This is a genomic window from Acinetobacter lactucae (assembly GCF_001605885.1).
Taxonomy (GTDB): Bacteria; Pseudomonadota; Gammaproteobacteria; order Pseudomonadales; family Moraxellaceae; genus Acinetobacter; species Acinetobacter lactucae.
On sequence record NZ_LRPE01000012.1, the window covers coordinates 72,472 to 91,672 of the forward strand.

Genomic DNA, 19,201 nt, shown 5'->3' on the forward strand with positions numbered 1-19,201 from the left:
AACTCCTTAGAAAGGCTTAATCAATCCATCAACTTTTTACGGCGATACAACCCGCAATTGCCAGAAAATAGCGCTGCCAATAAACAAGTAATAATGGCGTAAGTGGCAACATTCATGCCAAATAGCTCAATCGCTAAAATAATAGATGTTAACGGTGCCTTACTTGCCCCTGAAAACAGACTCACCAAACCTAAGCCTGCAAGCAATGAAATTGGTAGGTTTAAAACTGCCCCTAGAGCATTCCCTAATGTCGCACCCACATAAAACAACGGCGTAATTTCACCACCTTTAAAGCCTGAACCTAAAGTGATGGCGGTAAAAACGGTCTTGTTAAAAAAGTCGTAAAACTCAATCGGCACATAAAAAGATGAAATGATTTTATCTGTACCCAAACCGTTGTATTGCTGATGCGCAGTGAACAACGTAAGTAGCATAATGACAATACCACCCGCCATCGTTCTTAATGGCAAATAGCGAATATATTTATAAAAGACGTCACTCGCAAAATGAATGGCAGCAATAAAGAAACGTGCAGCCAAACCAAAGATCAGACCTGCCACAATTAAGTTCATGAGCGTGCCAAAATGAATGGCTGGAAACTCACTAATCACATAAAAAATATGCGGATGAACAATATCGAATAGTTCAGGAATGGTCGAAGCAATAAGCGCCGACACAAAACACGGGAAAATAGCTGAGTATCTTAAATTACCTAAAGCTGTAATTTCTAAACCATAAATTGCACCTGCCAAAGGCAAGCCAAACACCCCTGCAAAGCCAGCGCCAATACTGGCGATTAAGCAAATTTTTCGGTTATCTTCCGAGATTTTTAATATATGGCTCAGGTGGTCAATTAAAGCACCCGAAAGCTGAACTGCTGGCGCCTCACGCCCTGCCGAACCACCAAACAACTGCGTTAAAATTGAGGTGATAAAAATGATAGGGCTCATTCGTTTTGGAATAAACGACTTAGGCTGGTGAATTTCATCAATCAGTAAATGAGTTCCCCGTTCAATCGGCGATCCATATTTTTTAATGAGGTAACCAATACCAAAACCCACAAAAGGCAAAAAGTAGATGAGCCATTGATGCAGACTTCTGACTTTGTTTGAAATATCAAAGGCAACAAAAATTAAGGTCGAGGCTAGCCCTGCTACGACTCCAATCACAATTGAGATGACGAGCCAATAGACACTGTATTTTAGAATTTGATCATATTCAGATGAAGGTAGAATTTTCATTCGCTTTCTTCAATTCGCCTTTGAGTGGATGCCAAATTCTCAAATTATTTTTATGCTGCCAGCTCATTAAGTGAGAAATGCTTAAACTGGGCTAAAAATTAAAGCCCGCATATGCGAGCTTTCAATACAGTGATTAATTTTTGGTATCACTAAACTGTGACAAATATCTCATAATTGGCGCTATTTTTCAAGTTGAAAATAGTTAACGAGTACCGTGAAAAACAACTCACTAAGTGAATAAATAAGCATTGGCTTTGACCACATTAAAGTCACGCTCAATTAGGGCAAATCTCTTATTTAAATCTCACTCAATGCTACCAATCACAGTTTCTGCATGACAGGTCCCGCCTTTCTCCACACTAAGCTGAATCACACCATTGCGATGCGCCAGTACTTGTACTTCCATTTTCATAGCTTCCATAATGGCAACCACTTGGCCTTCGGTAACTTGCTCTCCATTTTCAACTTTCCAAGTGCTAATCACACCATTAATTGGAGCAAGTAAATGCTCGGCACTGACTTCTGGCTCGGCTGTTTGTGCCTGAACAGCGGTAGCTGGGCCTTGTGCAAACATCCCTGCTGGTAAACCTAAACGGTGTAACTTGCCATCAATTTCAATATAACTGAGTAGCATTGGTTGTTGATGGTTTGGAACGCCCCGTTTAGTTGGCTTTAACTCTTGTTTAAAGTCGTTTTCGATCCAGCGCGTATGTACATTAAATTCATCGGTAAAGTCAGGTTCATTAAGTACTGCACGGTGGAAATCTAAAACCGAAGCCACGCCTTCAATTTTAAATTGCTTTAAAGCACGTTTAGCGCGGGCAATTGCAACTTCTCGGGTTGGACCAGTCACAATCAGTTTTGCCATCAGTGAGTCAAAGTGATTAGACACCAATGACCCAGTCCGAACACCTGTATCAACCCGTACACCATGACCAAACGGCGCTTCAAATAAACTCAACACACCAAAGGCTGGAATAAAACCACGTGCTGGATCTTCGGCATTTATACGAAACTCAATCGCATGACCTTGTGCTTTTGGGGTTTCTTTAATAGAAAGCTCACGGCCCTGTGCCACGCGAATTTGCTCAACCACCAAATCGACTTTTGATGTTTCTTCGGTTACTGGGTGTTCAACTTGCAAACGGGTATTTACTTCTAAGAATGAAAGCTTGCCGTCACGACTCAGTAAATATTCAACTGTTCCCGCACCGACATAGTTTGCGGCCTGACAAATGTTTTTTGCCGAGGTTAAAATTTGCTGATAAATCTCATCGCTAATAAATGGCGCTGGCGCTTCTTCGACTAACTTTTGGTTACGGCGTTGCAATGAACAATCACGTGTACCTAGCACCACAATATTGCCATGCTGGTCAGCAATCACCTGTGCTTCTACATGACGCGGTTTATCAAGATATTGCTCGACAAAACATTCACCACGACCAAAGGCAGCTTTTGCCTCTCGTACTGCCGACTCATAAAGCTCTTGAACTTCTTCGAGTTTCCACGCAACTTTTAAGCCGCGACCACCACCACCAAATGCGGCTTTAATGGCAATCGGTAAACCAAACTGTTTAGCAAACGCTAAAGCCTCCTCTGCATTATTGAGTGGGTCTTGTGTACCTTGAACTAACGGCGCACCAACTGAAGCAGCAATTTTACGCGCTTCGATTTTATCGCCTAGTTTTTCAATCGCACTTGGTGATGGCCCGACCCATTTTAAGCCCGCATCAATCACAGCTTGAGCAAACTCAGCACGCTCAGATAAAAAGCCATAACCCGGATGAACCATAGTCGCTTTCGATTTTTTTGCAACTTCGATAATGGCTGGAATATTTAAATAGGTTTCACTGGCAGTTGCACCAGCCAAGCCCCATGCTTCGTCTGCAAGTTCGACGTGCATGCTGCCGATGTCATCATCTGCATATAACGCGACCGATGAAATACCCATATCACGGCAAGCATGGATAATACGAACGGCAATTTCACCACGGTTAGCAATCAATAATTTTTCTGTATTCATCATTCATTCTCAAAATCTGTAAATTCGGCAATTTTTTTAAATTTGATGCGGCAACCCGCCGGAATCTGTGCCACCAAGTCCCAATGGTGTTTAGCAACTGAGGCAATGACCGGATATCCACCCGTTAAAGGGTGATCATTCATAAATAAAACGGGCTGGCCACTCGGTGGAATCTGCAAAGCACCAATGCATGTGCCTTCACTTTCCAGTTCATGGGTAATTTTGCGAATTAGAGGCTGTTCACCTGAAAGTCTTAGCCCAACTCGGTTGCTTTCATTGGTCACGAGCCATTCTTGCTGACACAGCAGCTCAATACTGTCTTGTTCAAACCAGTCTGTGCGTGGTCCCATCACAATATCTAGCTCAACGACTTCGCCAGCTCGCGGTAAGTCACTTTTGCCCACTTCATTTACGTTAATATTGGCTGCTTTGACCAGCCCTTGATAAATAGTATCTCCAAGCTTTAAAGGCTCTGGCCCTAACACCGCCAAGCTGTCAAACGAAGTACTATTAAGTACAGGTTCAATGTCTATACCACCACGAACTGCCAGATAGTTTCTTAAGCCAGCGGTCGGTGGCAGAATTTGAAATTCATCGCCTTCATCCAAATCAATTGGCTGATAACTTGCAAAGTCTGCGGTTTGCCCGTCGGCAAATTTCACACGAATGTTTGAGATGGCTCCTGCAACTGCAATAACACCTGCATGCTGCATTTTGGCTTTTAAGCCACCATTTAAAACTTCAATGACTGGTGTATCGGTTGGATTACCCACAATACGATTAGCACTGTGCATGGCAGATAAATCCATTGCTCCCGCCACACCAACGCCAATCTTGGTCTGGTTTAAGCGCCCTTCGTCTTGAATAAGCATTTGTAAACTTGGCGTAATAATCGTAAACAGTGGCACAGATTGTTTCGGCTCAACTGTACGCGTGATTTGCTGTGGTACATTTACAGTTGTTGGACGATGTGTGACATCTTCAAAATGAACGGTCATGCCCAGTAACAGCAATGCTGGATTTTTCCGCTCTAAATCCCACATTTTTTCCGATGTAGTCCCAATCAGCTGCCAGCCGCCCGGACTGTCTTTTGGGTAAATTCCAGAGTATTTTCCAGCCAAACCCAAAGAGCCTGACGGTATTTTTTTACGCGGAACCGTTAAGCGTGGAATATCGGTAAAAGGTTTATCGGGACTGCTCATATAAGCAAAGCCCGGCGCAAATCCAATAAAAGCCACATTCCACACGCTTTGGTGATGTTTTCTAATCACATCAGCCACAGATAGCCCTTGTAACTCGGCAACCTGAGCGAGGTCTTCGCCATCATAACGAATCGGCACAATCACTTCTTGGCCGCTACGCTCAAATCCAGAATCAATTTTGAGGCTTTGAATTGATGCAACCAGCATTTTAAAGTTGGTTTCGATCTCGTTAAAAAAAACCAAAATTGTTTTTGCAGCGGGGACTAAGTCTTTAATTCCATTCAATTGCGTATTTTGCAATTTATTGTATAACGCCAAAGTTTCTTCAAGGCTCGTAAGCTCAATCAGAAAACAATCGGCGTTTACCGATAAAAAACGCATTTGCTTATCCTTTTAATTCTTCTTTAGCCCAATTAGCCAATCCAAGCACGGTCAGGAATGTCGGTAATAAACATGTGACCCGGTGCATGACTAATCGCAAAAGGAATTTTCGAGTTCATGACTGCTGCTTGCGGTGTTACCCCACATGCCCAAAACACCGGAATTTCACCTGCTTCAATACGAGAAGCATCACCAAAGTCAGGCTTATTTACATCCAAAATTCCTAAGCTTTCAGGGTGCCCAATATGTACAGGTGCGCCATGCACGCTTGGCATACGTGCTGTAATTTTTACCGCTTCACTAATTTGATGCGATGGAATTGGTCGCATAGAAACGACCATGTTTCCTGAAATACGCCCTGCTGGTTGGCACTGTATGTTGCTCAAATACATCGGAACATTGGTGTCGTCATGAATATGGCGAACTTCAATACCCGCTTCTTGCAAAGCTGTTTCAAACGAAAAACTACAGCCAATTAAGAAAGTCACCAAATCAGGATGGGCGTTGTAAATCTCGCTCGCATCGGTCACTTCATCGACCATTTCACCATCTTTCCAAATGCGATAGCGCGGGAAATCGGTTCGGATGTCAGAATCTGCGGCAAGCTTAGTTGCGTAGATGCCTTCTTCAAGCACATCAAGCACTGGGCAACTTTGCGGGTTACGGTGTGCATATAGTAAAAAATCATATGCCCACTCTTTTGGCACCGAAATCATGTTGACCTGCGTCATGCCAGCCGCCATGCCTGCCGTTGGTTTATCAAAACCTGCACGGATTTTTAAACGCGCATCTAAAGCGGCTTCAAGCTGAGCTGGGTCGACTTTAATATCCTTATACATGGTGCTCATCCTTATGCTTTATTTACAAACGGGCGGATTTCAATATTATTTTTTACAAGCTCGGCTTTAATGGCTGCCGACATCTCTAGCGCACCGTCGGTGTCGCCATGTAAGCAAATCGTGTCGGCCTGAATTGGGGTAAATACGCCGTCAATTGACTCAACCCCACCATTTTTAAGCATTGAAACCACACGGCTCGCAACAAATGCCGAGTCGTGTAAAACCGCACCTTCTAGACGACGAGACACCAGTGAGCCATCGCTGTTATAAGCACGGTCTGCAAAAGCTTCTGACACAACTTTTAAACCAGCCGCACGTGCCTGCTCGACTAAGTTCGACCCGGCCAAAGCCACTAAAACCAGTTCAGAGTTATACATTTGAATTGCATCAATTACTGCTGCTGCCTGAGCTTGGTCATGTGCAATAGTGTTATAGAGCGCGCCATGTGGTTTAACATATTGCACTTTTGAGCCTGCCACTTTAGCCAAGCCATCGAGTGCGGAAATTTGATAAAGCACATCGGCAATGAGTTCGTCACGTGATAAATCCATATTACGGCGGCCAAAACCCACAAGGTCTGGATAAGACACATGAGCACCAATGGTCACACCCAGCTCAACTGCTTTACGAATCGTTTTTAGAATGCCGAGCGGGTCGCCCGCATGGAAGCCACACGCAATATTGGCACTGGTCACGACAGGTAAAATCTGATCATCATTACCCATTTTCCATGAGCCAAAGCTTTCACCCAAATCACTATTTAAATCTACAAACATGGCATTATTCCTTTATCACTTTACGCAGTCTGGCTTAAAGCTTGGTCAAATAGTTAAATACTGTCGTAAACGACATATAGCCCATCCACCACGTCAACAAACATGTTAATCCACCCAAAATGAGCAACCATTTTGGATAGTTGTAATTACCCATTAAATCTTTACGGCACGCGGCAACATACACAAAAATTGTAAGGCCAATTGGCAACACCAATCCGTTAAAACCGCCTACAAAAATGAGTAGACCTGCCGGAGTTGCACCCAATAACACATAGAGCAATAAAGCCAATGCGATAAAGGTAATGGTCGTATAGTTGGTCTGTTTTGGTGTTAAGTTCTTTTTAAATGCAGTAAAGAATGACACTGAAGTATATGCTGCGCCGATCGTGCTACTAATGCCGGCTGCCCAGAAAATTAAGCCGAATAATTTAAAACCAAATGTACCCGCTGCATATTGGAATGCTTGAGCTGCAGGATTGGCATCATGGCTGGCTAAATCAATCGTTGCACCGCTTACCACCACACCTAAAAAAGCCAAGAACAGCACATAGCGCATGATGCCGACCACAACAATGCCCTTAGTCGCAGCTTTAGCAACTTCATCAATATTTTCAGGGCCAACCGCGCCTTTGTCGAGTAAACGGTGTGCACCCGCGTAACAGATATAGCCACCAACTGTACCCCCGACAATGGTAGTAATAATGGCAAAGTCGATTTGATCTGGAGCGAAGGTTTGATGTACAGCTTGCCCAACAGGAGGCATTACAATAACGGCCACAATAATAATCAGCAGGATTTTAAGCAATCCCAACACGATCATACTTTTATCCATGGCAAGTGTTGCTTTTCTAGAGGCAAAGATCAAAATGGCTAAAGCGCCACTTAAAATACCGCCCCACTTTGTGTCGAGGCCAAAAAGTGCATTTAAACCTAAAGCTGCACCTGCAATGTTACCGACACTAAAGAAAAAACCACCCAAAATCACCAAAAACGCCAGTAAATAACCACTACCCGGTAATGCTTTATTGGCAATGTCTGATGCACGCATTTGGGTAAGTGTTACCACTCGCCAAATATTTTGTTGAACCACATAATCAATCAAAATGGAAACTAAAATGGCAAAGCCAAATGCCGCGCCTAACTTGACTGTAAATACAGCAGTTTGGGTTAAAAATCCGGGCCCCATTGCCGAGGTCGCCATCATAAAGATCGAGGCCACAATGGCCCATTGGCGATCTGATAAAAAAGAAGATTTCAGTAAAGACATATTAATGCGTTCCTCATCCATTTGAGCTTAACAACGCTATTTTCAAGTTGAACCAAGAACACCATTTTCGTCCCAAACGATATTCTTTAATCCTTTAAAATGACAAAGATTCCCTGTTCCCCAATCAACACAATCGGTGATCAAATCTTGTGTCTAAAATAAAAACATAGCTAATCCCTACGAACAATAAGACTTTTTACATAAAATTAAAAATTCAAGTATTTGATTTTAAATAATTTATTAATTTTTAGAAAATCAGGATAAGCTTTACTTATTAAAGTTAATAAGCTGCTTTTATGACTTTGCATGTAAGCAGCCTATTTAAAATAAGAAAAAATATTTTATGAGAAATAAGAATAGCGCTTATTTTTTAATTTGCTCATTGAGTCTTTTCATAGCACATTCAGAGACCTTAACTGCAACTTCAGTCAATTTCTCTTTTAAGGCAACATCGTTTCCTTGAATGTAGATTGAGGTGAAATGAAACGTTTTTAATTGAATAGGCGTATTTAATATTTCTAGTCGGCCATCGGTAATTTCTTTTAGCGCCGTTAAGGTTGGCACGACAGCAATACCTAAGCCCTGCTCGGCTAAACGCAATAAAGTTGCCAAGGAATAACTGGTAATTGAAAGTGGTTCATCGATCCCTTGTTCTTTCATTCTTGCTTTCAATTCTTTATAGGGATAGGTAATTTTTGGATACGTTAAAATGGTATGTGACATTAAAGTTTTAAAAGACATTTGAGCAACCCCTCCTTTAAATGAAGGTGAAGCCAAGAAACTTAGCTCGAAGTCACACAAAGTCTGTTCAATACATTCAAAAGCTAGAGTTGGCCCAAGTAAAAAGGCCATGTCTAAGTCACCTGTCCGAACGCCTTCTTGTAAGTTGGGTGTAAGGTCTACCACAATTTCTACTGAAATTTTTGGAAACTCTTGTTGAACCTTTTCGATATATTCAACCAACCATGTATAAACAATAGTTTCGGAAACTCCCAAACGAATGGTGCCCGTCAAATGCTGATTTTCAGTCAGTTCAGCGACTAGGTCTGTTTCTAAACGCATAAATTTTTCGGCATACTTAAATAAAGTTAAGCCTTTATGAGTCGGTTTAAACTGCCGATAGTTTCTATCTAAAACTTTAAAGCCTAATTCATTTTCAAGAGATGTGATTTTTTGAGAGACCGCAGGCTGGGTGGTTTGTAATTTAGTCGCAGCCTTATTGAAGCTATTTAAAGTCACAACCCAATAAAATGCTTCAAGATTCTTTAAATTCACGTTTCATCCTGTCTTAAAAAACTCCTTTACTTTTATAGTATGGGAGTTGTTAGCATGATTAGGCTAGTAATAAATAAATTTTTAAATAAAGTTAGCCATCAAAGCTTTTAAATGCTTTAGAAAGTTGACTAATTGTTTTGATCTGTTTTGCATAACGGCGGCATGATCGGCATGCCAATAAATGCAGTTGTAAATTACTTTGCTCACGTAAAAACAAAGGCCTATCTTGTTTTTCAGACAACAGTTGAGTGGCTTGTCGACATGTCAGCATGAACAATCCTCCTTCAATAACCATTTATTTTCTAAACATTCACGTAGTCTGGTACGACTCCGATACATCAACACATTAAAGTTTGAGATAGACAATTCCAACTTGCTACAGATTTCGTTAGAACTGAGTTCAATCACTTCTCTCATCATAAAAACTTGCGCATATCTGGCGGGTAAATGATTTAAGCAAGCTTCAAAAATTATCCAGAAATCTGCCTGTTCCATCATTTCTTCAGGGCTTTGCCATGCTTGAGGCGCTTCATATTTATGCCAATGCCCAGAAGCATCAAACAGTGCATCAATACTCAGTTCACTTTCCTCATCTTTAAATAATTCACTCATTGCGACCAAACGGGATTTTTGCCGAATCGCATCAATAATTTTATTTTTTAAAATGGCAAATACCCACGTTTTGAACGCAGCCCGCCCTTTAAATGAATCTAAATGTTGAAAAGCGCTCGTTAATGCCTCTTGCACTACATCCTCAGCTTGCGGAAGCGAAGACAACTGTAAAAAAGCAAATTTAATCATTTGCTGTCTTAAGTCTTGTAAAAAGGCTGGATTATGCAGTTGATCCCCTATTTCTTCATGATCTGATGCCACCGCTGAAGTCATCCTGATACCTCTTTAAAATCATGGGAACCTTGAATTAATCGCATTCGGGTTAACAGTGCTTTTAGTTCTTGAGTTTGCAGATAAATATCATGTTCAGACAAATCAGTGAGTACAGATTGAATGAGTGTATGAATATCTTGATCAGTTAGCTTTACATTTTGAGTCAACTGTTCAACCACCATAGCAACCAAGGGTGAAAGCTGTTCAATACATACTTTGTCTTGTTCATCTCGCCAGACCATAATCGCGCCAGGCATAAGCTCGGCCTGTTCTGGAGTCATTAAAGTTGTCCACGTATAAACGGGATATTGATAAACCAATACCCATACCTTCGTGGTTAACTGCCAATCACAGTTTTCCTGCAAGACTACTTTTTCAATTTCAACAGTATCTAAATACAACTCAAGCCATTCAAACTGCAACAACTCAGCCAACCAAGGATATTCTTGCAATATTGGGTGCTGCTGATCTGTCAAATACTCTCTAAACTCTAGAGAAATATCATTATACAAAGGTGAGCGGCACTGGGCTTTTTGAAAAAATTCCGAGAGTAATTGTTGCCACTTTAACTCTGGCAACATCGCACGAGCCACGGGATAAACTAAATCAATAAATGAGCAGACATTATTAAAAAGCAAGTCTCGATAAATATGCATTCGTTCGGCAGGAAGAGCTTGAGGTAATTCCAAATCAGGATCTCGAACCCAGTCACAAAACTGGTGTTGCATGGTTTGGAAGGATACTTGATTTCCCTTCATAGCCATTCTCCTGTTGTTGAATCATTTTAATTTTGGCTAGTTCCTCTTCTAGCTCTTGCCATGATGGAATATTAAAGTCGCGCTCAAGTAAAGTTGCTTTCACACCACACACTTGATAGGTATATCTCAATAGTTCCCATACACGGTCACTGACTTCTGCGCCATGCGTATCGATTAATAATTTTTTCTGAACTTGTTCATGCCCTGCAATATGTAAATAACGGATTCGCTCTTTTGGCATTTTCTGAATAAACCCAAACGCATCACTGCCATGATTAATACTGTTGACATAGACATTATTTACGTCAAGAAGCAAATCACAGTCTGCATATTGAAGAACTTCACGGATGAACTCAGCTTCACTCATTTCAGCATTTGGCATTAAATAAGTAGAAACGTTCTCTATGACTAATCTTCTTCCTAAAATATCCTGTACACGTAAAATACGTTCAGCCACATATTTAACAGCCGCTTCTGTCATGGGGATAGGTAATAAATCATATAAATAGCCCCCATCATTTGTATAACTTAAATGTTCAGAATAAATCGAAACATCATATTGCTCTAAAAAGCTTTTTATTTTGCCGATAAATTCAAGATTCAGTGGATGAGGACCGCCAATAGACAATGACAAGCCATGACAAATTAATGGGGCTTTTTCAACACATTGTGCGAGTAATTTCGCATGTCGCCCACCAAAACCTAGCCAGTTTTCAGGAGCAACTTCGATAAAGTCAGGATATGTTTTTGCATCTAAAAACGAATCTATAAAATCACGCCTTAAACCAAGCCCTACGCCAGCCAAATCCATCATGGTGATTTCTCCTTTTAGAAATGATGCCGACACTTACCAGAAGGCCGACATCATCCATGATCAGATTGTTTACTTAGCGCCGCACTTACCGTCAGCGACTTTTTTATCTGCACCGCACTTGCCGTCCGCTGCTTTTTTGGTTGCTCCACATTTTCCATCAGCTGTTTTTTTATCTGCACCACATTTTGCTTCGGCAGACTTTTCGTGGTTTTTCATTTTGTTAGCACCGCATTTTGCTTCACCGCATTTTCCATCTGCTGCTTTGGTTGCATGTGCTTCGGTTGTTGTAGGGGTTGCTGCTACAGCCACTTGTGTAGCGCCAGCAACTGAAAGTGCTAATAATGCCGCCACTGAAGTCATTGAGTTAAGTTTGTTCATGTTAGTATTCCTTTAGAAGATAAATTCTCGGTTTGTACATTTGTACGTATAGTTAGACGGACCAAATCCTTTTTTATTACACCGTAAATAAAATTTTTTTTATGTAAGAAATACAGCTTTTATCCGACTAATTAACAGTCAATCGCATCGGATGTGAAATTATCATGAAGAATTTTATTTATGGCTTATCTCAATATTATCAAAAACTGGGTAAAACTCTACAACATGTAGACGGCATCGCCGCTCTGGCTCTTCGCTTGTATTTAGTTCCTATATTTTGGATGGCAGGCACAAATAAATTAACGCACTTCAATGACATTGTAGAATGGTTTGGCAACTCAGATTGGGGGCTAGGACTTCCTTTCCCGTACTTAATGGCACTGCTTGCAACAACCACTGAACTCGCGGGGGCAATACTCTTAACATTTGGTCTGTTTACTCGCTTAATTAGCATTCCGCTCATTATTACCATGTTGGTTGCCATATTTACGGTACACCTACCGAATGGATGGCAAGCAATTGCTGATCCGAATGCTCCCTTTGCAAATATGCAGGTCTTGGCCTCCGCTGAAAAGCTAGAAAAAGCTCGTGAAATCTTACAAACCTACGGCAATTATGACTGGCTCACGTCCAGTGGCTCGTTTGTAATTTTAAATAATGGGATTGAGTTTGCCGCTACGTATTTAGTCATGCTTCTCGCACTGCTTGTTCTTGGAGGCGGCCGTTATTTCAGTTTAGATTATTGGATTAAAAAGAAACTGCTCTAATTAACCATTACGCCCAGAATACTCATGACAGCAACATCCAGTCTCTTTTCTTATTGTATGCCATGTTTAGCTCATGACACACAATCAATAGTGAGGTCATTTGGTCAAACCAAAAGCTTGTATGAAATTATCGCACTCTCACAAAAATAATATCTAGGTCTTTTTTAGGTACAAACTTGGTTTTAGTCATTTGAAATTGAGTTGGGCTAATCTTTTTGACTGGTCCATCCCAACAAAATGAAACCAGTTCATATTTATCTCGCTCAATAGTGAGCTTAAAGTTTTCAATCGGCTTTGCCCAATTTGCACCCGTCGTCAAAATATAGCCCAAAGCACTAAATGGTGAATTTTCTGCACTGGCTTTTTTTAAGCCCTGCTTAAATTGTTTATTCATACAAAATTGCTGGTTATATTCATCTGGATAGAGAGCAACAGAACCACCGACCAGAGGTTTGTATTCATGGTGAATTTTAGTCAAGCTATTGGCTTTAAAGGTTTGTTTCCAGCTATAGATCACTTGAGATGACCATGGAATAACATCATCTTTTTTAAAATTGGCTAAAATTTTCTGTATCTGTGGTTTATCACAATGCTTTAGCTTTTCTACATAATATTCATAATCATAGTTAGTACGAGTCCATGGGTTTAACATATCTTTTTCACTAAAACCGCATTGCTTAAACTCCTCCGTTACATCAATTAGAAGTGATTTCTCATCTTTTTGAATAAACGTTCTGACATGCATCTCTGGTTTAATATTTTTACCATCCACCACAATCTTAAAACTTTTTAAAAGCTGTTCTGTATGAGCAAAATCAGACTCAAAAAAATTATCAATGTGTGGTAATGGAAATAAGATCGTTTCCGTTACATCCTTATTGCTTAAATTTTTATAGGCGTAATCGACCTTAACCAGTTTTTTACTGATAAATAGATCTTCGCTGTGCATGGCAATCTGCGAATTTTTGAGATATTGAATCCCACCTGTCCCTACGTAACCCGTAGAATCATTGGCTAAACCATAGGTTGATAGTTGAACCAAAACAGCAAAGGTTATTGCAAACTTTTTCATTTTAAAGTGCTCTATGTCATTTTCTAATTATGAAATATCGTTCTGCAATAAAGCATAACTGTTTAAGACTAAATGTTGTTAGTCTTTTAGTGATGACTCATATATCTCTATAAACTCTAATTTTCTAGTGAAAACTTAATTTCTGCCTCGTCATCTTTTTAGGCACACTAATTTTTCCAATAAAGTTAGTTAGCCATAAAATGCATTCATCACGGTATTCAAAGTGAGGAATTAAACTGAGGTCGATTTTTATATCTCTATCAGCTAAAGGCAAACTCAAACAATACTCAAAGTCGATAGAATTATATTTTAACTTCAGATCTTTTTCTTGGGCTTGCTTTTTAATTTCCGCCATAATTCGGTTGAGATTAACAATCAAATTATTTGAAACTTGATTGTTTTTATAGACACGTTCATAGACATTTTCAGCAACGTCTATATATTTTATAAGCTCGGCATTTTCATTCATATCATTCTCAATTCTCTTTTTTTAATGATTATGATCAGCCAAATGTTTAATTGCGTTACTTGATACATTGCTTATGTGAAAAGTGTATACTTATCTTTATCAAAAGATATAACTAATATACTGATATTTATTATAAAACATTAAATATTAGCACATTTTCATACATTTATTATTTCCCTAAATATGAGATTAAGGGAAAGAAAGAATTGCAGCATCTTTAAATTTTAGACAAAAAAAAACCGCCCCAGAAGGCGGTCGCTGAATTTAAACCAGCAGGTATATAGAAGTAAGGTGGACGTTCACTTCTATATTCTTTTATGAAGGAATTTTATTGGTTTTAATAAAATCCTCAGATTTAAAATAATTGATGATCATATCTGCATGCTCTTCTTTTGGAGGAGCAACAGTTACTGGGAATGAATCTTTCGACATCTTAAAACCTGGTGGTAAAAAGTGCGAAATTGGTGGTAATTTAGGTTTTCCACCTTCTGTGATTCGCTCAATAAAACCAGCCAACCAAAGAAGATATTCACCTTCATTTGCGAACTTTGGCATAACACTCAGATCAATTTGGACTTTGCACTCACTTAACGGCTTAGTTAAGTTTTCTTCAAAGTCTATATAATTGAACTTGAGCTTAAACTCCGTTCCTTTGATCGCTTTTCGAATCTGACTAATTAAACAGTTTAGGTTCTGAGTAATGTCATCAGTGAATAAGCTATCTTTTTTAATATTTTTATAAACCTTTTCGGCTACAGCTAGATACTTTGGCATTAACCTCTCTCCATCCTATTGTTATAAAGTGCTGATCTGTGAATGTTTTATGACTTTGATTATGCTGAAAGATATGTAAGTAAAGGTAATCTTATTGGCTCGCTTTGTAAGTAATTAAAGCTTTGTGTAATTTGCACCAAAAAAACACCGAAAAAAATTATGGTTTTGATAATTCATCCACAAAATAAATGCTTGAATAGAGATACTTTGAAATATTTACTTTCATATTAATTTTTACCATTTGGTAAAACTAATATGTTTTCATTTGCTTATCTCGTCGAACTAGCCCTAACACAGCTCTACGTACTCGTATTTCCTCTTCGGAAAAAGGTAAATGTTCTATAAGTTCATATATTGAGAGAGAATTATTTTCTATCAAGAAACAATCTTGCTCTGTGGTCCAGTTAGAAGTGGTGGTTTGAATTTGTTTTAGATAACGTTTCATATTTCCTAGCAGGTTTATTTGCGCATACAAAAAGCCTGCTCTTGGAGCAAGCTTAAGTTAGATTTTGTGATGATCATGATTATAGCAGTTTGTAGATAATATGTTCAGTTGTTCTTGTAGCGTTTATTCATCCACTGATATCCAACCCGTGTAATCATAATTGGATAAGCAGAATGTATGCATTTGGAATTAGTGGATATAGATACGGATGAAATGGATATTTTTCATCATAGATAAAAATAAGAATAAATCTTGAGCAGTTAGGAATGTTTAAAACTTATTGAGTACGGCAATTCTTCTTTGTTTCACAAGAATTTTAAAACAAATTTCAAGGATACATATGAATAAAATAGATGTGAACACTATCGTAGATAGAGAAAAATTAGCTCCCCTCCAATGGGTGGTCTTTGTTTTAGGTTTCTTAGTATTTTACTGTGATGGACTTGATACTGGAATCATAGGTTTTATAGCACCACCTTTGTTGGATGAGTGGCAAATTTCAAAGGCCGAACTAGCTCCTGTATTTGGTGCGGCTTTAATCGGTATGAGTATTGGCGCCTTAATATCAGGAATTTTTGCAGATAAGTTCGGCCGAAAGAAAATTATGATTATCAGCATGCTAATCTTATCTATATTTACAATAATCTCTGCTTACTCGACCAATACAACAGAACTCATTATCTATAGATTTATCACTGGACTTGGCTTAGGTGCGACAATGCCTAATGTAAGTACAATCGTTTCAGAATATATGCCTAAAAAGCATCGAGCTTTTCTCACGGGTTTAGCTGGTTGTGGATTTCTAATGGGAGTATCTTCTGGAGGCTTTCTTTCTGCTTATCTATTAAAAATTTTTAGTTGGTCTGAATTACTCATTATTATTGGTTTGATACCTGCATTACTTACCCTTGTACTCATTTTTACCCTCCCTGAATCCACACAATTCCTTATTATTAATAACCAAAAGAATAAAGCACTTTTAATTTTAGAAAAAATACATGGTAAAAAAATTGATAAAGAGCTTGTCTTATCTATAGCTGAAAAGGAAGTTGTTGAACAGAATAATCCACTTAAAGATATTTTTAGCAAATACTTATTTGGTTCATTAATGTTATGGCTTTGCTCTTTTATGAGTTTATTAGTGTTTTATCTTTTTACAAGCTGGATGCCGACAATTTTAAAAACTGTTGGTTTTGATCTACAACAATTAAGTCTTATGTCTACTTTATTCCCATTTGGGGGCGTGATTGGAGCCATAATCATGTGTAGATTTATGGATAGATTAAATCCAACCAAAGTGATTACTTCTTCATATTTCTCGGCCTTCTTATTATTCATTCTTCTTAGCTTTACCCATACAAACATTGCCCTATTTTCAATTCTGATTTTTATGATTGGAGGCCTATTAGCAGGTGCCCAAACAGCATTGTTTCCGTTAGCTACTCTCTTTTATCCTGCGAACTGTAGAGGCTCTGGTGTTTCTTGGATGCATGGAATAAGCCGTATTGGAGCAATTTTAGGATCACTATTAGGTTCTTTAATTTTTACTTTGAATCTAGATTTGAGTTCAATTTTCTTAAGTTTAGCCATACCTACCTTTATTGCTTTTATTTGTTTAGCACTTAAATGGTATCGCGAACTAAATATCTCTAAGCAAAAATTTAAAGTCGTCAGTACTGATTAATTATTATCCTTTAATTAAATAAATTATTATCGAGGTTTACATGACTGATCTATTCTTTTCAAATCTTCAAGAAAGAGAAATTCAATATAACGCCAGAAATTCAGTGGATGATTTTGATTCTTGTATGAAGGAATATGCACGACTTGCTCAGAAATCCAAAGATGCTATTACAGGGTTGTATAATCTACAGTACGGCTTAGCTAGAAGAGAAACCTTAGATATTTTTCCAGCAAAGAAACAACCTTCTCCGATTTTCATCTATATTCATGGTGGTTATTGGCGTGCACAAAGTAAAGATGATGCTTGCTCTATGGCTGAAAATTTTGTCGCACATGGTATAGCCGTGTCCACGATTGAGTATAGCCTTTGCCCTCACGCATCGCTTTTTGAAATTGTGCGAGAAGTAAGAACAGCGATTGCCTGGATTTACCAAAATGCTAAAACTTATGGCATAGACCCTGAACAAATATATGTAGGTGGAAGTTCTGCTGGAGGGCATTTAGTTGCTATGCTTTGGAGTGATCGTTGGCAAGAAGAATTTAATTTGCCAAAAAATGTGATTAAGGGGGTCCTTGGCTTAAGTGGGCTTTATAATTTATTCCCCTTGTGTGATACCAACATTAATGAATGGCTTAAACTCAGTCCAGAACAAGCAACTGAACTCAGCCCTTATGAAAATTTACCATTGCCAGAAAATGCCGCACCACTTCTACTTAGTGTAGGAGAGCTAGAGACACAAGGTTTCCATAATCAAACCAATTTTTTCTACTCTATTTGCAAAGAAAAAGATTTAGCCGTTTCATTAATAAAAGATGAAGGACATAATCATTTTGACATTGTAAATACCCTTGCCGACAAAGATAGTGTGCTATTTAAAAATATGTTGGAGCTTATTCATAAATAATGTCTGAGCCATTACATAGTCAATTGATATAGTTATACAGTATAAAAAAAGCCCACACACTGTGGGCTTCCTTTAAATTATTTTGCGGCATTTACACCAACAATAAACTGACTACAATGAGATCCTTCAGAGGCATTGCCTAATTGCTTTTCAGAGAATTTAAATTTAGAGGCAACTGACTCATAATCTTTTTTAAGGCTTTGGCCTGTGAGCTCACCAAGCTCTTTGACTTGTTCTGGTTGCAAGATGCCATGTTCAACCGCTTGATTTACCATGACACATGCTGTGGTCATTGCGTCATAACGTGCAGCAGTTTTAGAGTAGCCTAGAGCACCGATTACACCACCAACAATTAAGCCAATAATTACCGCTAAAGTTACGTGCATTTTATTCATTTTTTAAATACCTAAAATCTAACGAAAAGACGAACACTTCAAAAGGATGTGTTCAAGTCCAATTAGGATAGTCGCATTTACAGGTTATAAAAAGTTAGATTCTGTCACATTTATTGATATATTAGTGAAATGTGTTTAATCAGTTCAAAAAGAAAATATCACACCTTCCTACTTCGTTTTTGTTTTTTGCTTGGTACTTTTATAGGAATAGTCACCTTACCTGTACCTAGCCCGCGGAAAAAATAATTAATGATGTATAAGAATAAAAGACCAAAATAAAAAATAGGAAATATACTAAATAAAGTTGTGATGATTTCCCAAAACATGATCCCGACTCTGTAATTATACCCCAATACTATAAGTCCACCTCTACGTCTGGGCCTCTGCTGAGTAATATCATCATAAATAAAGTGAAGTATTCCCATGACAAAACATAGGGCAAATAAACTTGAGACTAATGTCTTTTTGATTAAAGGTTTCTCTAACCAAGGGTATTTTTTTGAAGATTTAAATTCGGCTTTAAAAAATATTTTATAAATTTCCTCTTGATAAGTTTTATTAACCCCATATTTTTTAATAAAAAAATAGCAGATAACACAACCAACAAAGAACATGACTATGGTTATATAAAGGCTATAAAGAATCGTAAAAAACGGTAATGGGCCTTTCGTACCAACAGTCACATGCATAGTCTGTGTGATGTATTGATATAGCTCGTACTGCCATTCATTTTTTGGATAAGCAGGAAATACAAATAAAGGAATAATAAAAAGAATAGAGCATAAGGCTATATTTCCTCTATTTTCTTTACTTTTCCGTGCAAGCGTAGAAAGAAAACTTTTAGAAGCCATA

General features: G+C 38.6%; 21 protein-coding genes. 3 read left to right on the plus strand and 18 right to left on the minus strand.

Features of this window, described 5'->3' with window-relative positions; translation table 11 throughout:
- Nucleotides 1-20: 20 nt before the first annotated feature.
- The 12 genes from AWW73_RS06620 to AWW73_RS06675 all read right to left on the minus strand — a co-directional run bounded on the left by AWW73_RS06620 (nucleotide 21) and on the right by AWW73_RS06675 (nucleotide 11,839).
- A complete protein-coding gene (locus tag AWW73_RS06620) occupies nucleotides 21-1,241 on the minus strand; it encodes a chloride channel protein (RefSeq protein ID WP_062849168.1) in 1,221 nt (406 codons plus the stop codon).
- A 304-nt stretch (nucleotides 1,242-1,545) separates the two neighbouring features.
- Complete coding sequence (locus AWW73_RS06625; RefSeq protein WP_062849169.1) at nucleotides 1,546-3,264, minus strand: acetyl/propionyl/methylcrotonyl-CoA carboxylase subunit alpha; 1,719 nt, start codon at nucleotides 3,262-3,264, stop codon at nucleotides 1,546-1,548.
- Nucleotides 3,264-4,847, minus strand: a complete 1,584-nt coding sequence (locus tag AWW73_RS06630) for a 5-oxoprolinase subunit B/C family protein (RefSeq protein WP_062849170.1) — start codon at nucleotides 4,845-4,847, stop codon at nucleotides 3,264-3,266. The genes AWW73_RS06625 and AWW73_RS06630 overlap by 1 nt, the downstream gene beginning before the upstream one ends.
- A gap of 32 nt (nucleotides 4,848-4,879) precedes the next feature.
- The gene (locus tag AWW73_RS06635; RefSeq protein WP_081407522.1) at nucleotides 4,880-5,695 is read right to left on the minus strand and encodes a putative hydro-lyase; all 816 of its coding nucleotides are present in this window, start codon (nucleotides 5,693-5,695) and stop codon (nucleotides 4,880-4,882) included.
- Nucleotides 5,696-5,697: 2 nt separating this feature from the next.
- Nucleotides 5,698-6,462 carry a LamB/YcsF family protein gene (locus AWW73_RS06640; RefSeq protein ID WP_062849171.1) on the minus strand — a complete coding sequence of 255 codons (765 nt, stop codon included), beginning with the start codon at nucleotides 6,460-6,462 and terminating at the stop codon, nucleotides 5,698-5,700.
- A gap of 34 nt (nucleotides 6,463-6,496) precedes the next feature.
- Entirely contained in the window at nucleotides 6,497-7,750 is a 1,254-nt protein-coding gene (locus AWW73_RS06645; RefSeq protein ID WP_014206320.1) for an NRAMP family divalent metal transporter, read from the minus strand.
- A gap of 342 nt (nucleotides 7,751-8,092) precedes the next feature.
- Entirely contained in the window at nucleotides 8,093-9,004 is a 912-nt protein-coding gene (gene mumR, locus AWW73_RS06650) for a LysR family transcriptional regulator MumR (protein ID WP_061875864.1), read from the minus strand.
- A 91-nt stretch (nucleotides 9,005-9,095) separates the two neighbouring features.
- On the minus strand, nucleotides 9,096-9,275 hold the full coding sequence (locus tag AWW73_RS06655; RefSeq protein ID WP_061875863.1) for a zf-HC2 domain-containing protein: 180 nt from the start codon (nucleotides 9,273-9,275) through the stop codon (nucleotides 9,096-9,098).
- Entirely contained in the window at nucleotides 9,269-9,889 is a 621-nt protein-coding gene (locus tag AWW73_RS06660) for an RNA polymerase factor sigma-70 (protein ID WP_062849172.1), read from the minus strand. The genes AWW73_RS06655 and AWW73_RS06660 overlap by 7 nt, the downstream gene beginning before the upstream one ends.
- Nucleotides 9,886-10,647 (minus strand): HvfC family RiPP maturation protein, encoded by a 762-nt coding sequence (locus AWW73_RS06665; RefSeq protein ID WP_062849173.1) that lies wholly within the window; start codon nucleotides 10,645-10,647, stop codon nucleotides 9,886-9,888. The genes AWW73_RS06660 and AWW73_RS06665 overlap by 4 nt, the downstream gene beginning before the upstream one ends.
- Complete coding sequence (locus tag AWW73_RS06670; protein WP_062849174.1) at nucleotides 10,598-11,461, minus strand: HvfB family MNIO-type RiPP peptide maturase; 864 nt, start codon at nucleotides 11,459-11,461, stop codon at nucleotides 10,598-10,600. Before AWW73_RS06670 ends, AWW73_RS06665 begins: the two co-directional genes overlap by 50 nt.
- Nucleotides 11,462-11,530: 69 nt before the next feature.
- Nucleotides 11,531-11,839 (minus strand): HvfA family oxazolone/thioamide-modified RiPP metallophore, encoded by a 309-nt coding sequence (locus AWW73_RS06675; RefSeq protein ID WP_062849175.1) that lies wholly within the window; start codon nucleotides 11,837-11,839, stop codon nucleotides 11,531-11,533.
- 164 nt (nucleotides 11,840-12,003) lie between these two features.
- Here AWW73_RS06675 and AWW73_RS06680 point away from each other — a divergent pair, with 164 nt between their 5' ends.
- Nucleotides 12,004-12,606: an HvfX family Cu-binding RiPP maturation protein gene (locus AWW73_RS06680; RefSeq protein WP_031947893.1), complete on the plus strand. Its 603-nt coding sequence runs from the start codon at nucleotides 12,004-12,006 to the stop codon at nucleotides 12,604-12,606.
- Between the two features lie 127 nt (nucleotides 12,607-12,733).
- On the opposite strand, the gene AWW73_RS06685 is transcribed toward AWW73_RS06680, so the two are convergent.
- The 4 genes from AWW73_RS06685 to AWW73_RS06700 form a co-directional block, all read right to left on the minus strand.
- Nucleotides 12,734-13,678 carry a DUF4424 family protein gene (locus AWW73_RS06685; protein WP_062849176.1) on the minus strand — a complete coding sequence of 315 codons (945 nt, stop codon included), beginning with the start codon at nucleotides 13,676-13,678 and terminating at the stop codon, nucleotides 12,734-12,736.
- Nucleotides 13,679-13,802: 124 nt separating this feature from the next.
- The gene (locus AWW73_RS06690) at nucleotides 13,803-14,147 is read right to left on the minus strand and encodes a hypothetical protein (protein ID WP_061875856.1); all 345 of its coding nucleotides are present in this window, start codon (nucleotides 14,145-14,147) and stop codon (nucleotides 13,803-13,805) included.
- A 315-nt stretch (nucleotides 14,148-14,462) separates the two neighbouring features.
- Nucleotides 14,463-14,921 (minus strand): hypothetical protein, encoded by a 459-nt coding sequence (locus AWW73_RS06695; protein WP_057106061.1) that lies wholly within the window; start codon nucleotides 14,919-14,921, stop codon nucleotides 14,463-14,465.
- 250 nt (nucleotides 14,922-15,171) lie between these two features.
- Complete coding sequence (locus tag AWW73_RS06700) at nucleotides 15,172-15,366, minus strand: hypothetical protein (protein WP_062849177.1); 195 nt, start codon at nucleotides 15,364-15,366, stop codon at nucleotides 15,172-15,174.
- Nucleotides 15,367-15,706: 340 nt separating this feature from the next.
- On the opposite strand from AWW73_RS06700, the gene AWW73_RS06705 reads away from it, so the two are divergent.
- Both AWW73_RS06705 and AWW73_RS06710 read left to right on the plus strand, forming a co-directional pair.
- Nucleotides 15,707-17,050 carry an MFS transporter gene (locus AWW73_RS06705; RefSeq protein WP_062849178.1) on the plus strand — a complete coding sequence of 448 codons (1,344 nt, stop codon included), beginning with the start codon at nucleotides 15,707-15,709 and terminating at the stop codon, nucleotides 17,048-17,050.
- A gap of 40 nt (nucleotides 17,051-17,090) precedes the next feature.
- Nucleotides 17,091-17,954, plus strand: a complete 864-nt coding sequence (locus tag AWW73_RS06710; RefSeq protein ID WP_062849179.1) for an alpha/beta hydrolase — start codon at nucleotides 17,091-17,093, stop codon at nucleotides 17,952-17,954.
- A 77-nt stretch (nucleotides 17,955-18,031) separates the two neighbouring features.
- Here the strand turns inward: AWW73_RS06710 and AWW73_RS06715 are convergent, their stop codons facing one another.
- Nucleotides 18,032-18,349, minus strand: coding sequence for a hypothetical protein (locus tag AWW73_RS06715; RefSeq protein ID WP_061875852.1), 318 nt, complete (start codon nucleotides 18,347-18,349; stop codon nucleotides 18,032-18,034).
- 158 nt (nucleotides 18,350-18,507) lie between these two features.
- Nucleotides 18,508-19,200 carry a hypothetical protein gene (locus AWW73_RS06720; protein WP_062849180.1) on the minus strand — a complete coding sequence of 231 codons (693 nt, stop codon included), beginning with the start codon at nucleotides 19,198-19,200 and terminating at the stop codon, nucleotides 18,508-18,510.
- Between the last annotated feature and the right edge of the window lies 1 nt (nucleotide 19,201).

Bases quoted from the DNA above. Each gene is read 5' to 3' on its own strand.
- AWW73_RS06695 (WP_057106061.1), bottom strand. From the start codon at position 14,921: ATGCCAAAGTATCTAGCTGTAGCCGAAAAGGTTTATAAAAATATTAAA.
- AWW73_RS06700 (WP_062849177.1), bottom strand. From the start codon at position 15,366: ATGAAACGTTATCTAAAACAAATTCAAACCACCACTTCTAACTGGACC.
- AWW73_RS06705 (WP_062849178.1), top strand. From the start codon at position 15,707: ATGAATAAAATAGATGTGAACACTATCGTAGATAGAGAAAAATTAGCT.
- AWW73_RS06715 (WP_061875852.1), bottom strand. From the start codon at position 18,349: ATGAATAAAATGCACGTAACTTTAGCGGTAATTATTGGCTTAATTGTT.
- AWW73_RS06685 (WP_062849176.1), bottom strand. From the start codon at position 13,678: ATGAAAAAGTTTGCAATAACCTTTGCTGTTTTGGTTCAACTATCAACC.
- AWW73_RS06670 (WP_062849174.1), bottom strand. From the start codon at position 11,461: ATGATGGATTTGGCTGGCGTAGGGCTTGGTTTAAGGCGTGATTTTATA.
- AWW73_RS06665 (WP_062849173.1), bottom strand. From the start codon at position 10,647: ATGAAGGGAAATCAAGTATCCTTCCAAACCATGCAACACCAGTTTTGT.
- AWW73_RS06690 (WP_061875856.1), bottom strand. From the start codon at position 14,147: ATGAATGAAAATGCCGAGCTTATAAAATATATAGACGTTGCTGAAAAT.
- AWW73_RS06720 (WP_062849180.1), bottom strand. From the start codon at position 19,200: ATGGCTTCTAAAAGTTTTCTTTCTACGCTTGCACGGAAAAGTAAAGAA.
- AWW73_RS06710 (WP_062849179.1), top strand. From the start codon at position 17,091: ATGACTGATCTATTCTTTTCAAATCTTCAAGAAAGAGAAATTCAATAT.
- AWW73_RS06675 (WP_062849175.1), bottom strand. From the start codon at position 11,839: ATGAACAAACTTAACTCAATGACTTCAGTGGCGGCATTATTAGCACTT.
- AWW73_RS06680 (WP_031947893.1), top strand. From the start codon at position 12,004: ATGAAGAATTTTATTTATGGCTTATCTCAATATTATCAAAAACTGGGT.
- AWW73_RS06630 (WP_062849170.1), bottom strand. From the start codon at position 4,847: ATGCGTTTTTTATCGGTAAACGCCGATTGTTTTCTGATTGAGCTTACG.
- AWW73_RS06625 (WP_062849169.1), bottom strand. From the start codon at position 3,264: ATGAATACAGAAAAATTATTGATTGCTAACCGTGGTGAAATTGCCGTT.
- AWW73_RS06640 (WP_062849171.1), bottom strand. From the start codon at position 6,462: ATGTTTGTAGATTTAAATAGTGATTTGGGTGAAAGCTTTGGCTCATGG.
- AWW73_RS06655 (WP_061875863.1), bottom strand. From the start codon at position 9,275: ATGCTGACATGTCGACAAGCCACTCAACTGTTGTCTGAAAAACAAGAT.
- AWW73_RS06635 (WP_081407522.1), bottom strand. From the start codon at position 5,695: ATGAGCACCATGTATAAGGATATTAAAGTCGACCCAGCTCAGCTTGAA.
- AWW73_RS06620 (WP_062849168.1), bottom strand. From the start codon at position 1,241: ATGAAAATTCTACCTTCATCTGAATATGATCAAATTCTAAAATACAGT.
- AWW73_RS06660 (WP_062849172.1), bottom strand. From the start codon at position 9,889: ATGACTTCAGCGGTGGCATCAGATCATGAAGAAATAGGGGATCAACTG.
- AWW73_RS06645 (WP_014206320.1), bottom strand. From the start codon at position 7,750: ATGGATGAGGAACGCATTAATATGTCTTTACTGAAATCTTCTTTTTTA.